Annotated in this window: 17 protein-coding genes; 10 read left to right on the forward strand and 7 right to left on the reverse strand. The window is 40.2% G+C overall.

Features of this window, described 5'->3' with window-relative positions:
- Positions 1 to 274: 274 nt before the first annotated feature.
- The 5 genes from H6F44_RS13600 to H6F44_RS13620 all read right to left on the reverse strand — a co-directional run bounded on the left by H6F44_RS13600 (position 275) and on the right by H6F44_RS13620 (position 4,173).
- Positions 275 to 1,591, reverse strand: a complete 1,317-nt coding sequence (locus H6F44_RS13600; RefSeq protein ID WP_190351568.1) for an AAA family ATPase — start codon at positions 1,589 to 1,591, stop codon at positions 275 to 277.
- A 271-nt stretch (positions 1,592 to 1,862) separates the two neighbouring features.
- Entirely contained in the window at positions 1,863 to 2,003 is a 141-nt protein-coding gene (locus tag H6F44_RS13605) for a hypothetical protein (RefSeq protein ID WP_190351569.1), read from the reverse strand.
- Between the two features lie 23 nt (positions 2,004 to 2,026).
- Positions 2,027 to 3,181 carry a pyridoxal-phosphate-dependent aminotransferase family protein gene (locus tag H6F44_RS13610; protein ID WP_190351570.1) on the reverse strand — a complete coding sequence of 385 codons (1,155 nt, stop codon included), beginning with the start codon at positions 3,179 to 3,181 and terminating at the stop codon, positions 2,027 to 2,029.
- A gap of 150 nt (positions 3,182 to 3,331) precedes the next feature.
- On the reverse strand, positions 3,332 to 3,898 hold the full coding sequence (gene def, locus H6F44_RS13615; RefSeq protein WP_190351595.1) for a peptide deformylase: 567 nt from the start codon (positions 3,896 to 3,898) through the stop codon (positions 3,332 to 3,334).
- 47 nt (positions 3,899 to 3,945) lie between these two features.
- On the reverse strand, positions 3,946 to 4,173 hold the full coding sequence (locus tag H6F44_RS13620) for a hypothetical protein (RefSeq protein ID WP_190351571.1): 228 nt from the start codon (positions 4,171 to 4,173) through the stop codon (positions 3,946 to 3,948).
- A 338-nt stretch (positions 4,174 to 4,511) separates the two neighbouring features.
- Here H6F44_RS13620 and H6F44_RS13625 point away from each other — a divergent pair, with 338 nt between their 5' ends.
- The 6 genes from H6F44_RS13625 (at position 4,512) to H6F44_RS13650 (ending at position 11,095) form a co-directional block, all read left to right on the forward strand.
- Positions 4,512 to 5,171 carry a DUF3782 domain-containing protein gene (locus H6F44_RS13625; RefSeq protein ID WP_190351572.1) on the forward strand — a complete coding sequence of 220 codons (660 nt, stop codon included), beginning with the start codon at positions 4,512 to 4,514 and terminating at the stop codon, positions 5,169 to 5,171.
- 3 nt (positions 5,172 to 5,174) lie between these two features.
- Positions 5,175 to 5,744 carry a Uma2 family endonuclease gene (locus tag H6F44_RS13630; RefSeq protein ID WP_190351573.1) on the forward strand — a complete coding sequence of 190 codons (570 nt, stop codon included), beginning with the start codon at positions 5,175 to 5,177 and terminating at the stop codon, positions 5,742 to 5,744.
- 144 nt (positions 5,745 to 5,888) lie between these two features.
- A complete protein-coding gene (locus tag H6F44_RS13635) occupies positions 5,889 to 6,461 on the forward strand; it encodes a type IV pilin-like G/H family protein (RefSeq protein WP_190351574.1) in 573 nt (190 codons plus the stop codon).
- 104 nt (positions 6,462 to 6,565) lie between these two features.
- Positions 6,566 to 8,815 carry an O-linked N-acetylglucosamine transferase, SPINDLY family protein gene (locus H6F44_RS13640; protein WP_190351575.1) on the forward strand — a complete coding sequence of 750 codons (2,250 nt, stop codon included), beginning with the start codon at positions 6,566 to 6,568 and terminating at the stop codon, positions 8,813 to 8,815.
- A gap of 47 nt (positions 8,816 to 8,862) precedes the next feature.
- On the forward strand, positions 8,863 to 10,254 hold the full coding sequence (locus tag H6F44_RS13645) for a putative nucleotide-diphospho-sugar transferase (RefSeq protein WP_190351576.1): 1,392 nt from the start codon (positions 8,863 to 8,865) through the stop codon (positions 10,252 to 10,254).
- Between the two features lie 61 nt (positions 10,255 to 10,315).
- Entirely contained in the window at positions 10,316 to 11,095 is a 780-nt protein-coding gene (locus H6F44_RS13650) for a class I SAM-dependent methyltransferase (RefSeq protein WP_190351577.1), read from the forward strand.
- Positions 11,096 to 11,124: 29 nt separating this feature from the next.
- Here the strand turns inward: H6F44_RS13650 and H6F44_RS13655 are convergent, their stop codons facing one another.
- Both H6F44_RS13655 and H6F44_RS13660 read right to left on the reverse strand, forming a co-directional pair.
- Positions 11,125 to 12,915 carry an exostosin domain-containing protein gene (locus H6F44_RS13655; RefSeq protein WP_190351578.1) on the reverse strand — a complete coding sequence of 597 codons (1,791 nt, stop codon included), beginning with the start codon at positions 12,913 to 12,915 and terminating at the stop codon, positions 11,125 to 11,127.
- 351 nt (positions 12,916 to 13,266) lie between these two features.
- A complete protein-coding gene (locus tag H6F44_RS13660) occupies positions 13,267 to 14,064 on the reverse strand; it encodes an E3 ubiquitin ligase family protein (protein ID WP_190351579.1) in 798 nt (265 codons plus the stop codon).
- A 66-nt stretch (positions 14,065 to 14,130) separates the two neighbouring features.
- Here H6F44_RS13660 and H6F44_RS13665 point away from each other — a divergent pair, with 66 nt between their 5' ends.
- The 4 genes from H6F44_RS13665 (at position 14,131) to H6F44_RS13680 (ending at position 16,141) form a co-directional block, all read left to right on the forward strand.
- A complete protein-coding gene (locus tag H6F44_RS13665) occupies positions 14,131 to 14,334 on the forward strand; it encodes a DUF751 family protein (protein WP_190351580.1) in 204 nt (67 codons plus the stop codon).
- Positions 14,335 to 14,427: 93 nt separating this feature from the next.
- Positions 14,428 to 14,724, forward strand: coding sequence for a DUF6464 family protein (locus tag H6F44_RS13670; RefSeq protein WP_190351581.1), 297 nt, complete (start codon positions 14,428 to 14,430; stop codon positions 14,722 to 14,724).
- A 399-nt stretch (positions 14,725 to 15,123) separates the two neighbouring features.
- A complete protein-coding gene (gene rbfA, locus H6F44_RS13675; protein WP_190351582.1) occupies positions 15,124 to 15,507 on the forward strand; it encodes a 30S ribosome-binding factor RbfA in 384 nt (127 codons plus the stop codon).
- The gene (locus H6F44_RS13680) at positions 15,500 to 16,141 is read left to right on the forward strand and encodes a MotA/TolQ/ExbB proton channel family protein (protein WP_190351583.1); all 642 of its coding nucleotides are present in this window, start codon (positions 15,500 to 15,502) and stop codon (positions 16,139 to 16,141) included. The genes rbfA and H6F44_RS13680 overlap by 8 nt, the downstream gene beginning before the upstream one ends.
- Positions 16,142 to 16,165: the final 24 nt, after the last annotated feature.

Raw genomic sequence — 16,165 nt, forward strand, 5'->3', positions numbered from 1 at the left:
AATCCATGCAATGTTCCAAAGATCTTACGTTTGCGTACAGCTTTTCTTAATAATTCCCCATCGCTAAGTATTTCTACTTAGCGCAAACTTGGGATGCTCCCTATCTTCATCTCATCTAATTTGATGCGGCTCATACAGTAGCAACAAATATATCCTTGTTCTTTTAGCAAAGATTCTCTAAGTTTATCTTTGTCTGGATAATTGTCATAGTCAGCGTTAGCTTGCGATCGATGCTCTACTAGAGATCTCGGCTCTGATTGTTTAATGATCTTTTTCATTTCACCTTAGATAGAAAACTAATCAGTGTATTTGCCTTAACGATCTCCGAATCATTATGACCTAGCAAATCAGACAATTCACGGAGTAATACTTTAGCTTCTTCGATTTGACCGTCATCGATTTTATATAGACATTCCGTTAGTTTATTTTGAATTTCTATAGGTCTTTCAGTGACTCCCATTAATTCTGATAAAATCGAGTTGCTATCACGCCCAAAAGTATAGGCATCGGCAGGGTAAACTTGAAAATCTTCTACAATAAATACATTTTCTTTTTTGACGTTACTAAGAACTTGTGGTGAGTGGGTTGTCACAATAAACTGACAGTTAGGAAAAGTACTGGTAAGACGTGGAATAATGTCGCGTTGCCATTGAGGATGTAAATGTAATTCTATTTCGTCAATTAAAATAATCCCTTCACCTTCTAGTGCATTTTTTGTCGGATCTGGATTAGCGATCGCCAATCTTCTCGCAATATCTGCAACCATTACCAACAAGTTTTTCTCTCCATCAGAAAGCTGATTAAGCACTAGTTCATGATCTTGTTTTTTAAGTACAATCTGCATACGCGATCGCTTAACCTTGAGATCTGAATAATCAGGTAAGATCGATGTAATAGCTTTCCTAACTAAGTTTAATTGATAGTCCTGATAATCAAGATTACCGTCCAGTCTTATCTCCTGTTCTAGATCCTCATTGTTTTTAAACCATACAAAAAAAGTTTCAAAATCGATATTATACTGATTAGTCGCATCTGTATAACAGTTAACTTGAGATAGTTTAGCAACATTTGGAGACAAAGGATCACTTCCAGAGAGCCTATAATTTGTAACTGATCTTTTAGTAGAATAACAAACAATGATTGGAATGCTTTTGTTAGGATTATTATTTATTTGGGTATTAATAAATATTTTGAAATTTCCGACATCCTCAAAGATACTGCGTTGAAAATCTTTCTGAGGTTCTTCACTACTTGAAGGATAGCCAAAACAGTATAGGAGTTGAATATCTCTAGAAAATGCTTCACTAAATTCTGAATAGGAAATTGTTAATTCGTTTATAGTTTCTTGAGAACCGTTAGAAATGTCATTTTCTCCGAAGCCATTCATACCCCTAGTACTGAAATTCTTTGCATTTCTAGTGACACGAAGTAATCGGCTAATTAACTCAAATAATAAATTATCTAAACAATCAATTATGCTTGATTTTCCTGAACCATTCACACCAATAAAAACAGCAAGATTTGATGGAAAATCTATGGTGACATCTTTGAAGCCCCTGAAATTTTGCATCCGCAACTTTTCTATATGCATAGCTGCTTTACACTAATAAACTTGATTCTCTAATCATTGTAGCGATATCTGAGGAAATTTAGACTAAATCACCTGAAAGCAACATTGAATATGATTAATGCCTTGAAGAGCCATTGAAAGGCTATAAGTTCAGGTAAAGTTAGCATATTACTGGGATTCTAGCTTGATATAGTAGTTATAGCTTATTGAGCTTGTTGATAAAAAACTATGAGTATTAAAGAACTTGAAACAGCAATCAAAAAGCTGTCTACAAAAGAATTAGCCAACCTTACTACATGGCTAATAGATTACTATAAGCAAATATAGCATCAGCAAATAGAAGACGATCTTGAATCTGGAAAGCTTGATGATCGCTACTTCCTTTGCCCCCAACAATTAGCGGTGTGGCGCACCGCACCGTACCGCTAATCATTAGGTTTTAATGTCTATTTTTTATTAGCTATTCAGAACTTCGATCGCTGCCTTCACACCAGCACCAGAAGTGAAATTACTATAGCCAAGACTAGAAATTGAAGCTTCTAGCGCCGCGATCGCCGTGAGAATATCGCGATCGCCCACAAAACCTAAGTGCCCAATCCGAAAAATCTTGCCATTGAGATGATCCTGACCACCCGCCATCACGATGTCAAACTTTTTCTTGATCGTGGCGCGAATTTTTTCAGCATCCAAACCTTCAGGGGGGACAACTGCGGTGATCGAATGACTAGCGGCATCATCAGGGGCAAGTAGATCAAGATTAAGAGCTTTGATGGCGGCGCGGGTGGCATTGCGATGGCGCAGATGACGCGCAAAAATATTTTCCAAGCCTTCCCTTTGCATAATTTCCAGCGAAGCTTGCAAAGCCATCACCATATTTACCGAGGTTGTAAAAGGCGTAGAATTTTTGGCAGCATCCTTACGCGCCTTGCCAAGATCTAAATAAAACTTGGGCAGATCCGCAGTTTTATATGCTTCCCATGCCTTGGGGCTGACTGCCACAAACCCCAATCCAGGAGGGATCATATAGCCCTTTTGCGAACCTGAACCCACAACATCTAGACCTAGCTCATCAATGGGAATATTATTCGCCCCCAAACTAGTGACAGCATCAACAATTATCAGCGCTTTTTCATGAGCCTTGACATAGCTGTTAATGGTGACAAGATCATTGAGAACCCCTGTAGAGGTTTCGCTATGGGTGATGATGACCGCCTTAATTTCTTTATTAGCATCAGCCTCAAGCTTTGCTCGAAAATCTTCAGGATTTAAGGGCTTGCCCCATTCCGCCTTGATCACTTCCGCATTCACGCCGTATGCATTACATACTTCAACCCAACGCTCGCCAAACTTGCCATTGTCACCCACAAGGACGCGATCGCCCTTACTCAAGAAATTAATGATCCCCGCCTCCATCGCGCCAGTACCACTTGCGGTCAGGATCAATACATCATTAGTAGTCTGGTGCAGCCACTTTAGTTTGGCGGTCACATCTGCCATGACCTTACTAAAATCGCCGCTACGGTGTCCAATGGGAGCTTTTGCCAGTGCCAACAATGCCTGTTCTGGCACTGGTGTTGGTCCTGGGATCATCAACATCAACTTGTCTTCCATGAGTCGAAATCTTGAATGTTTGGTTAAATATTAGATCTAGTATTTTACGCACTAATCAGCATGAAAAAATGATCATCACTAAATAGATCTCCCTCAATCCCCCTTGCAAAGGGGGAAGAAGAAAATTCTCCCTTCGCAAGGAGGTATCTCTTAAAGTTTGTGATATTCGGCTTCTGTAATTAAATCTAGCGAACTCTCCACCCGATCTAAAAATACTTTGCCTTCTAAATGATCGTACTCATGCTGAAAGATCCTTGCTACAAAATCTGTCAGCTTTGTCCTCTGGCGATTGCCATCGCGATCGCCGTAACTCACCTCAATTTCTTGATAGCGCGGCACAAGTCCTCGAATCATCGGCACTGACAAACAGCCCTCCCAGTCTTTCACCTTAACATCAGAATGGGCGATAATTTGGGGATTGATCATTGCTAATGGCTCCATCTGCGGCGCATGGGGGTAACGCTCATTTGGGTGAGAGGCAATAATGATCAATTGTAGCGATCGCCCCACCTGCGGAGCCGCCAACCCCACACCCCGACTTTCCTTGAGGGTGAGGATCATTTCATCGATTAACTTTTGGATCTGCGGATCATGGACATCAGTAATCGATGTGGCGATCGCCCGTAATTTGGGATTACCCAATTGGCAGACATCCAGCTTTTTAAGGGATGGCTGATTGAATAGTTGGTTAATTAGTTGTAGAGGTGATGAGATCATATGAATGGCGATCAAGTGAATAGCGATCGAGCAAGAGTTAGACAAAATTAAGCTTTGGGGTTTGCCTCGTAAGCAAGAATATCGATCAGAGCATCGGCTTCGGCAACTGCCAGACGTGCCTTTTGATATTCATCAGCAAACTTAACATTAGTGGAGCTATAACCCTGCATGATCATGATCGCAAAATATTCACGCTTAGTCATTCCTTCCACCAAGCTATCAGCATCGCGGTTGTAGGAAACTGGAAATGCACTGTCAGTGCGTCTAGTAGACATATTTAGCTTTCCTTTTGGGCTGTTTGTAAAATATTCACTATTAAATAATCACCTTATTATATATGTCTTCCGTCTTACACCAAATAAAGAAATGGCGTAGCCATTTCTTTATTTGAAAACCCTTACTGGGTTTGGTTTGCAAATCATAAAAGTGCAGTCACACTTTCGTGATTTGGTGTTACAGCAATTACCGATCAAAAGAACCACAAGGAAAATTTTGAAAGCATTGCTTTGCAACGTTTTCAAAATTTTCCTTGGTTTGGGGTTGGGTGCAGAGCGCTGTAAGTTAATGCCCTATCATATATTCAGATACTATGAATGCTACTTAGCAAGTAACTATGTCAGAAGCAATTACGATCGCTGATATTTATAAACTATTTGAACAAACTAATGCGGCATTAGAGCGATCTCGCGCTGAGTTTGATCGCCGTGCCGCCGAAGCTGATCGCCGTGCCGCCGAAGCTGATCGCCGTGCCGCCGAAGCTAAGGCTGAAAACGATCGCCGTGCTGCTGAAGCTGCCCTTAGTCTAGCGAAGTTAGAGAAAACTGTTGAGCGCACCAGCAAGGCTGTGGATGGCTTAACAACTCGCTGGGGACGCTTTGTGGAAGAGCTAGTCCGCTCTGCGGTGGTGCGGATGTTTCGCGATCGCGGTATTTTAATTACGCGAACGATGGAAAGAGTGCGATCGCCTCTGACATCAGGGACTCCGATGGAAATTGATATTTTGGGCATAAATGGGATGAAAATGGTGGCAGTGGAGTGTAAATCACGATTATCTAAGGATGATGTCGATGAAATGGGCGATCGCTTAACTAACTTCAAAAAAGCATTCCCTGAATATGCTCAATACACCCTCTATGGGGCGGTGGCGGGTATCGAAATTAATGAGGGGGTAGATATTTATGCTTATCGCAAAGGTTTATTCGTGATTCGCACTAATGGCGACTCCGTGGAAATCGCTAATGACGATAAGTTTCAGCCCTTGGCTTGGGGGTAAACCATGATTGCTGTACCAAATAACCCCAAAATTTCCCCTGATGAATATTTTGCATGGGAATCTCAGCAAGAAACTAGGTATGAGTATATTAATGGCGAAGTATTTGCGATGGCAGGAGGAACGATTGACCATAGTATGATCGCTACTAATTTGATTGCGCTATTGCGCCCACAGGTTAGGGGCAAAAACTGTCGGGTGCTAGGCTCAGATGCGAAGGTGGGAATTTCTAAAAATGGGGAATTTTTTTATCCCGATCTTTTAGTGACTTGCGACGATCGCGATCGCCATTCGGCTAAGGCTGTATTTTACCCAACGCTAATTATTGAGGTGTTGTCACCTAGTACTGAGGCATATAATCGCGGTAGTAAGTTTGCGCGTTATCGACAGTTAATTAGCTTGAGTGAATATGTATTAGTTAGTTCAGAGCAAGTTAATGTTGAAGCCTTTCGTTTAAATGAGCGCGGTAAGTGGGAGTTAACATCCTATGGCGAAGGTGATTTGGTGCAGTTTGCTAGTATAAATTTTGAATGCGCGATCGCTGAAATTTATGAAGATGTGGAATTTTTAGGTTAAAAAAATAAGAACTATGTTTCTAACAGTATATGAGCAGTAAAAAAATTTTTCTAGCAGTGATATCATCCTGTCGGATCGTGGGTAAGTTACTCACATAACCCAGACAGTTAACTCAACTCTCAATACATAAAGGGAACCAAAATTATGAAATCTGAATTCAAGACCAAGCTCATCCAGCACCTACTAGACAAGAAAGGTTCTGAAAAGGGTTTCACCCTAGTTGAACTTCTCGTTGTTATCATCATCATCGGTATTCTCGCCGCGATCGCGCTTCCTTCTTTCCTCAACCAAGCCAACAAGGCTAAGCAATCTGAAGCCAAAACCTATGTTGGTACTCTCAACAAGGGTCAACAAGCTTACTTCACCGAAAAGAACCGCTTCGGCACTGACCTTGACATTCTTGGTGTAGGTGTTAAGCGCCAAACTGAAAACTATGACTTTGGTACTAGCACACCAACCTACGATGGTACAAACCCCACTGCAAACTTTGCAACCACCTTTGGTAACCCTCGTGCAGTAGCGATTAGAGGCTACATTGGTCGTGTGCAACTTTCCAGAGTAGATGCAACCAGCGACATCACCAGCTTGGCTGTATTGTGTGAAGCCAATGCCGCAGGTGCAGGTACAGTTGTTGGTACTGCTGGAAATATTCCAACCGTAGGAACTTCTGCCACAGGTCCCCAATGTCAAGGTGCTACCGTACCAGTTGGTAACTAACACTTAGTCCCCATAGTAAATGCTTTTATAAAAGAGATGGATTGCTTGATGCTTTCCGTCTCTTTTGTGTATAGGCAATATTTGAAAAAATAATTGATATAAACATGAATAATAATCAATGGCATTCTGAATCTTACAAAGCGCTATTGCAAAAAGACTATGCTGAAGTGACTAAGATTTATCAGAAAAAGATTGATGAGCAACCCGAAAAAGCATTTATTCATACCGATTACTTCTACTTAGGGTTAGCACAGCTTTTACAAGGACAAGAAATAGAAGCGCAACTTACATGGATGAATTGCCTTACTGAAGAAACTTCTTTAGAACAAATAGAATCTTGGACTGCGGAACTGGTAAATATTCTCTGTACAGAGGTAAAGAGGCAATATGAAATAGCCGAGTATAATGTGGCATGGTTAATTTGTCAGCATATTCATGAAATAGATGGTAATAATTTAGATTATCTATTATTGAATGGTTTAATTTCCCTAAAAAGAAATACTTTAGAGGATGATGATCCATCTTTTGCAGAATTAATAAGTAGTTTACAATCTTCATTGCATAGCTGGGACTTCGGTTTGCTGTGGGAACTTTGGGAAACTTTAACTAAATATCCCCCCTTTCCGTATCTAGTTGAACTAACTAAAGCTTGTATCGCTCTGACCGAAAATCCTCAAGATTTTGCCTATAGATTGATATATTGTGCTGTTGAGCTTGCATTTTTTTATCGGCGATCTGATTTGGGCATCGCTCTACTAGAAATATGTCAAACTACTCTGCCCGAAGAGGTGGAAGTTTTGCACCATCTATCCTGTATGTATCAGGATGCTGGTAAGTACGACCTAGGAGTTACCACTGCTCAAAAAAACTACAAACTATCCACAAGGCTAGTTGATAGATTTTTTGCGAATGCCATATTATTACGCGCCTATCTCAACCAAGGCAACAGTTGGCAAAATGCTTTAGCCACTTTTGCGGAGCAGCAAGCATTACTAAATTCTCTAATCACCGAACAACCCCAAAATTTACAACAAGCGATTATCAATCGCCTTTACACCGCTAACTTCTTTGCGCCATACTTTCAGGATAAGCCTAGAGAAAATCGCCACATCCAAAATCAAATTGGGCAGCTTTGTCAAAGCAATTTGAAGTCCAGTTCAAACTTGGACTTAACAGAGAAAATGCAAGATTTCCGCAAACGACTTGACCTTAGCACAGATAGCAACAATGAATTAACCCGCAAGCTCAAAATTGGCTACATCGGTCAAGGCATGGCTTCCCATTCCGTAGGCTGGCTGGCACGATGGTTGATCCGTCATCACAATCGAGAAAAGTTTGAACTCTATGGTTACTTTCAAACCTATCGTCAAAATAATGATGATTTGCAAGCTTGGTATGAACAACAAATGGATGGCGTTTATCGGGCTGGCGTTGATGATGATGGCAAATACGAAGATTTTGATAATCTTGCTAAAAAGATTTATCAGGATCAAATTGATATCTTAGTAGATATTGATAGTATCACCCTCGATGGCACTTGCGGTACAATGGCACGCAAGCCCGCCCCCATACAAGTGACATGGCTTGGTTGGGACGCTTCGGGTATTCCTGCGATCGATTACTTTATTGCTGACCCTTATGTACTGCCCAATGATGCAGAAGAATATTATCAAGAGAAAATTTGGCGCTTACCGCAAACCTATATTGCCGTTGATGGTTTTGAGATCGCTGTTCCTAGTTTACGCCGCGATCAATTAGATATTCCCGCCGATGCAGTTGTCTATTTGAGCGCTCAACGTGGCTATAAACGCCATATTGACACTGTGCGGCTACAACTGCAAATTATTAAATCTGTTCCTAATAGCTATTTTCTAATTAAAGGAATTGCCGATCAAGGTGCGATTCAAGAGTATTTTAATCAATTAGCGATCGAAGAAGGCGTTGATACTAGCTGTTTAAGATTTTTGCCTCCAACCGCCAGCGAAGCCATCCATCGCGCTAATTTGGGAGTTGCGGATATCGTGTTAGACACCTATCCCTACAATGGCGCAACAACAACCCTAGAAACACTGTGGATGTGCATCCCTTTAGTAACAAGAGTTGGTGAGCAGTTCTCGGCGCGGAATAGCTATGGAATGATGATGAATGCAGGTGTTAGTGAGGGCATAGCTTGGACTGATGCTGAATATGTGGAATGGGGCATTAAACTTGGCAAAGATGCCCAATTACGTCAAGATATTGCTATGAAGTTAAAAGCATCTCGGCAAACTTCACCTTTATGGAATGCAAAGCAATTTACCCTTGAGATGGAAAAAGCCTATGAGCAGATGTGGCGAAAATTTGTTCTTGGTTGAGAAGCGATCAATTATTATCAATATCCCTTAAACCTATAAATAAGTCTATGACGTATGATAATTTATTAGATAATGGCGAGATATTTGCTTACTGTGAATATGTGCAGGGTTGTTGTCCTGAAGTTGGTTTAGATTTCTTCGATGATCTGGAGATTGATATCCTCAACACCAAATGGGAAGAGCCAGAATCAGCAATTGATTTTAATAATGTTGCAGTAATGGCATTAATTGCAGCAGATAATTGTAATGACCTTAATGAACGCGATCTTTATATAGAATATGCGATCGAGGCATTAGAAAAAGGCATCTTATTTACAGATAGTCCACTCTGTAAAGCACATCTTGCCATTGTCCATCACCTCATCGGTGAGTTTGATAAATCTATAGAAATTTGCCATAAAGCTCTCTCTGAGATTCTGCAAATCAACACAGACAATCACTTTAGCTCGTTATTAGGAATCATTTACTTACCTAGATATTCTTCAACATGGAGACAAATAATTCAAGGAGAAATCCCAAATATTCTGAGATTAGAAAATGGCATTAAGCAAGCGATCGCCCTAATATCAGAGCTAATGCGATATATAGCCATATCTGAAAACTATTCTCCTAAGTCAACAACCTCCTTATTAGATATTACTCAACCTCCTGATTCTTACAAAATTGTTATAGTTATTTCGGGAGGATTAGGAGAATTCGTCACGAATACACTGATTAGTATTAAAAATTGTGGTATTACCCTAGAAAATATCGAAATCTTCACGCCTAGGAACTCCATAGTAGATCTTAAGGATTTAGGTAAAATAGATTTTTCAGGTCAAATCACGGCTATTGAAGATATTACAGAAGATCAAGAAAATCTGAATGATAGTTCTGAATATCATGACTATGGAAGCGATCGCTTTGGTACATTCACTATTCATAAATGGAAGGCGATAAAGTATACTCTTAGCCAAGGTTTTGCCAAAGTAATATATACAGATGTTGATATAGCTTGGCGACAATCACCCATATCAATGCTTCATCATATTAGTCAAATGTATGATTTAGCTATTCAAACAGAAGGAAATTCTGGTTTCCCCCCGCACTGTTGCACAGGGTTTATGAGTTTCGCAAACACAGCAATATCACATCAAATCTTAGATTCCTTAATTGAGTTACATTCATCAGTTGCACAAACTAACCCCGAATTTCATGATCAGATTATCTTTAATAACTTGATTCATTCAAACCCTAGCTTGATCAAAAATCTTTTCTTTCTTTCGGAAACTCGTTTTGCCTGTGGTTTATCTGCAAAACTGATGTCAATTTCTGACGAAATGATTGAGAGCATCCAAACTGGTCAACCAGATCCTATGATATTCCATGCAAATTGGACTGTTGGCTTATTAAACAAAAAATCGATGCTACAAAGAACAAATAATTGGTTCATACCATAGTGAGACTGCTAACATCCACTCAAAAATACGAAGTTTTCTAGATTGTTTATAATAAAGAATTATGCAAATTAGTAATGATATTCCTACCAATGACTACCAAGAAATTCAAAGACTTCTGAATGTCATAGATGGGGAGTTGATTGAACTTAGTCAATTGCTATTTCTTCTAGATCTGGTTTGGGACGAAATGAATTGTGACAATATCAATCTGGATGCAGAAAGAATTAATAACTTCTATAAGCATCCAGTTTGGTTACTCAACGGCTTTTTTGCCGAACAACACTCGCTCTCATTACAACATCGTTGTGCTATCTCTAGTTGGATCACAGCTAATCACCTTAAAACAGTCCTAGATTTTGGTGGTGGCTATGGAACTTTAGCAAGAATGATTTCTGGTCAGTATAATGAAGCTAAAGTCGATATTTACGAGCCTTATCCTAGCGAATTTGCTATTTCTCAATGTCAAGATTATCCATCAGTAGAGTTTGTAAATCGTTTGCAAACTAATCACTATGATTGTCTAGTTAGTACAGATGTTCTTGAACACGTACCTGAACCACTTAATCTGTTCTCTCAGATGATTGATTCTGTAAAGATCGGCGGCTATCTCATTATTGCTAATTGTTTTTTCCCAATTATCAAATGCCATCTACCATCAACATTCCATCTGCGTTATACCTTTGATCGGTTTGCGATCGCAATGGGACTTGAAGTTATGGGAAACTGCATTGGAAGCCATGCAACCATATATAAAAAGGTCAACAACTATCCTGTAAATTGGGAGCAAATAGAACGTATGAGCCTTGTGTCTAAAAGGCTCTTCTTTTTAAGAGAGTTATAGTCATACGCTATCTCTTAGCTCTATTAATATTAAGTCAACAAATCCTGACAGTATAAAATATCAGTCATGTACTGCTGTACATATTCGCTAATACCTTGAGGCGTAAACCAATAATGAACTTCATTCATTTCTTGGAGCATTTGCTGGTATTGCTTATCTGAAATTTTGTTGAGTATATCTGGTAATTCTTTAATCTCATCTATATGAATAATCACACTAAACTTACTGTAATCCAATACATCCGTATAGGGTAAACCAATCTCATGATCGTGAACATAAATTGGGACAATACCAAGCTGCATTAGTTCAAAGAATCTAAAACTAGAAGGACCATATCCTCTAGGAGCTAGACCAAAACGACTAGATTGGCTCACATCAACAAATTTCTGAGCTAAATCTTCGGGTATATCAATAGACCAAGAGGATTTGACATGAAACTGAAAACCTTCTACATCTCCAAGCGCATTGTACATCCGCAATCTAACATCATGGGTGATAGTACCTACAAAGCTACACAGAGTTGTTCGTTGTGTAAAAGGAAGTCTAGGTACATTCAACAAACGATGCTCTCTATCTTCGACAATTAAAGGAAGAGGAATATATAAATCTGGATCACTATTGCCAGCGATCGCAAATAAAATTAAGTTCTCTGGTTTATCTGCCTGTAGTAACAAACCATCATCCCACTGGAAGAGTGTAAATACTAATTTACCTTCTTGTCTTGCCTCTTCGCATTTCTTTAAAACTAATGGAGTTAAATCTTGCATCACTGCAATCGCATTTCCGCCAGCATTTTGAAATAAGTTATGCCAAAATATATCTAAGTATACTAGCCTATCCTTTTCTGGAAAATCAATATGTTCCCAGTACAAACTAAAATATTCCTCCATATATAGACCATTCTTAAATGGAGGATAGTTTACAGAAGTTTGTGGCTTTAAATCGATAAAGTTATTTGTAGCATTTTTATTCATTGCTTGATAGCAAGAAATTCCAACACTAGAAGTATGCTGAGAAGGCAATGAATTGCATCTCAATACATTTAAGTTCTTTGAAAATATAGAGGTGCAATTTTTATATAGGTAAGAAGGAATCATTCCCCAAAAATCTATTCTATAAAATTCATTGCTTTGTAAGAAGAGTACACCCTCGTTAAACTCCATTCCATCTGTATTATCAAATACAATAATCCCATCTTTCTTTAATTTGTTGATACATTCTTGAGCACATTTATTCCGAAAATCTCCGTCTATAACTATTACATCAAAGCAGTTATCATCAAATTTGTGGATTGACTTACTATATTCTTCTTCAGACTTATAGTGAGATATTTGAGCATTATCAGGTAGTCTGGTCTGAACTTCTTGAAACCAATTTAAGTCACTCTCTATCGTCTGAACTTGTCTAACTCTTTTAGACCACCATAATGTTGAGTTGCCCGATCCCCACTCAAAAACTGACCAATCTGAATCAATAATTGAATCTAAAAAATCTATTGCTGGATAAGTCAGCCAAGGTACTGGCTCGTTATTGGCATTGCTGGGTTTGCCTTGAGATATTGATTGAATCCATCCAGACGTTAAAAGAAAGTTGGTTTCCCTAGGAAGCAAAGAGCTTATTTCTTCCCAGTCACAATTACAGATTAATATATGAGCATAGTAGACTTCAAAGCCTTGAAAATCTAATCCCTTTGACAAAGCTTCTTTAATTAAATAGCAAGCATCTTTATTCTTGCCCTCATTCAGTAGTTTTTGAATTTTGTTATGTACTGCGGCATTAGCTATATTGATCTTAAACTTATTGTAAAATTTATCGCTCATATGGGTAAGTAGGTGAAGTTAGCTAAATGTGACATCTGAAATCCTTGTATTTGGTAAAAGATTTTTTAAGTGAAACCATGTTTCACCTGATTCCCTACATGAACGCAGGATTTTTGGGCTTTAGGCTGTTACAAAGCGCTGTATCTAGCTAGCTAAAGCTTATCAATTATTCGATGTTTGTAAGCCAATTTTCATGTCTTTTGTTCTAACCTTATTGAGAGGACAAAGCAATTTACCTCATCTAAGTCGATAAACTCTGTACAGATTGTAACCCATTTTGAGTGTGCTAACCAAAATCAAAGTAGTTTCAGCCCAACTATACAGCCTACATTCAGCAGACTTAACCCTTAATTACTTCTTAAGTATTAAGCCTAAGATTAGTAAAACAGAGCCAATTGCTAAGCATCCAACCATGCCATAAAAGAAACCTTTAGCAGCATTGGCAGTAGATTTGGCTAATGCCTCCTCACTTTTGAGAGAGATGATAAACTTCTTGTCCGACTGAATGGGTTTACGAAGGGTGACATTACCACCATCATCGGCAGCCGTGCCAATTACCAACACTTCACGATCGCAGGGTAAAATTGACTCAGTGTAACGATAGCCAAGGGTGCGGCGATCGCCAACGCCAAAACTATTCCCAAGGGACATCGTGAAGCCACCAAAGGATATAGAAGTACTATTACCATGGCAAAACTCGTCAAGGATCTGTTCTGTGTCAATGTTGCCACCATCGGGGTTAACCAAGATCTGCCCAGAGCGATCCTCAAGTACAAAGGGAATCGAGCGACTATTGTTAGATACAGTTTCTGAAGATTTACGAGTTGCGATTTTAGTCCTGCCCTCACTGTCCGTAGTTTGGATTTTCTCCTCGTACTCGCGCACTACCCTCATGGTGTAATGCACACAGGGTTGTTGCTTGAGTTCCGACAATAACGGGCGATCGCTACGAATCAAACCGCGCACCTTTACATATTCCCGCAAATTGCCACTGCCGATTTCAGCCGCAATTTCACTGGCAATTTTTTGTAGCTCAGCGACCGTTGCAGGAATAGCAGATTGAATACTGCGTAACTTAGTACTGTAATTTTTCTGGACAAAGAATAGGACTACACCGATTATTAAGAGAATTGCCCCAAATATTGCCATAGCGATCACCTTTAGCTAGATTGAGTAATGTATAGCAGTTTTTAATGACTAATTGTCTAGCCCACTATGAAAAACTTTATTCAAAATCTACTACGTTATCCCAAATTTTTATTACTCATTATTGGTGGAGTCCTGTCGGTAGTCATCGGTCCTATTGTGCCTCTCCTCAAACAGCCCGTTACCGCGATCGCCATGATTACGGCGATCGTGAGCGGATTTATTGGGGTTTCCTTAGTGCTGCGAGCTATGCTCGGTTTTGATATTGCCTGAAGAGAGCAGAAGAATGTCGCAAAGATACAAAGATACAGAGATACCTCTTTATGTCCTCCCTGCAATCACCTTTGAGCTTGATACTGTAAAGCCATGCTAGACATCATGCTTATTTTGGCGATCGGCATAGCGCCACCCATCCTTTCCCTATGGCTGTTGCACCGCTATCAAGCCAAATTTCGTCAGCAATATGTTAGCTCAACTATGCAGCCCCTCTATCAACCCATTGCTCCAAGCCGAAAAACTTTACCCCCTGCGGATTTGGTCATGATCGAAGGATTTGGCTATGTGATTGGTAAAGTGAGTTGTCAGTACAATGCGCGATCGCCATATATTCGCTGTGCCGTCAATCCTGATGGGCCCTGTGACAATTGTCGGCATTACAGTTGAAATCCTGATTGACAGATACATCCCCATCACAAGCAGCCAAGGTGCTTGTGCGACAGGTCGGAAATTGCTCAAAAAGCTCAACACAGTCATGGTTTTCTAATCAAGAAATGGCTATGCTATTTCCTTGCAGCCTATTGAGGCTTTTAGTAGTGCAGAAATAATTTTGAAAGTGGCTTGGAGTGCCTTTTTCAAACATCCTTTTGGGGCTTTAGTCAGCACAAAGCGCTGTATTTGGTATAAGCTAGGATGGCTATACGCAGCAATCGTCTATCAAACCAACTATAAAAAAGTTTTTGAAAATGCTACAGAGTAGTGCTTTTAGAAGATTTTTGAGTTTGGAATTGATCCCCAGTCGCTGCGTGAAGGTGTTTTCAGCAATTTATTTCATCACTCTAAACTATGGCTACTACTAGACGGGTTGCCCGTGTTGCCGAACTGATCAAGCGAGAGGTTAGTAACATGATTCTCAAAGATATCAAAGATGATCGCGTGGGCATGGGCATGGTCAGCGTCACCGATGCCGAACTGTCTGGTGATCTTCAGCACGTTAAAATCTTTGTGAGCATCTACGGCACCGAAGAAGCAAGGGCGCAAACGATGGAAGCCCTAGCCTCTGCTACGGGGTTTATCAAGCGTGAAGTTGGGCAGAGGTTAGCATTGCGCCGTGTTCCTGAGATTGCTTTTCATGAAGATCGCTCCTTTGAACGGGGTGTTAAAGTGCTGTCGCTGATCAATCAACTCAGCCGTGAACGGGAAGAGAAGGAGGCATCTCAGAGTGATTGAACTAATCAAGGCGGGCGGCGTGGTCATGTATCCACTGATTGCCCTATCTATATTTGCCCTCGCGGGGATCATGGAACGGCTAATCTTTTGGTTCAGAATTTTGAAGCAAGAAAAGAAGACGGCGGAAAATATCTTGGCGATCGCCCGCGAAGATTTGCGACTAGCGGCAGAGCTGTCGGAGCAATCGGCAAAGGTTCCTATCGGCAGATTCCTGAATGCGCCCCTTGCCCTTGAACACCCTGAACCTGAGTTATTTCGGCTTGCCCTTGAAAGTACTGCCGATGAAGAATTAGTGGAAATGCTCAAGGGTGAAAAAATGCTAGAAGCGATCATTACCCTCGCCCCATTACTGGGCTTGCTCGGAACCGTAACAGGTTTAATTATTTCCTTTAGTTCCCTCAAGCTAGGCGATGTGGCAGCAAATACGCGATCGGGGTCACTGACACAAGGGATCGGCGAAGCTCTGATTACCACCGCAACGGGGTTAATTATTGCCATCTTTACATCTGCTTTTCATCGGTTGTTCTTGTCACTGCACGATCAGCAGACCAAGTTATTTATGAAATTTGGCAACCAACTAGAATTAATTTACCGTCAGCATTGGCAAAAGTTAAGCTCTAGTATTACCAAATAGAAGTGACAGTAAATAAATTGAGAT

Origin of the sequence: Pseudanabaena cinerea FACHB-1277 (genome assembly GCF_014696345.1) — a bacterium.
GTDB classification, from domain to species: domain Bacteria; phylum Cyanobacteriota; class Cyanobacteriia; order Pseudanabaenales; family Pseudanabaenaceae; genus Pseudanabaena; species Pseudanabaena cinerea.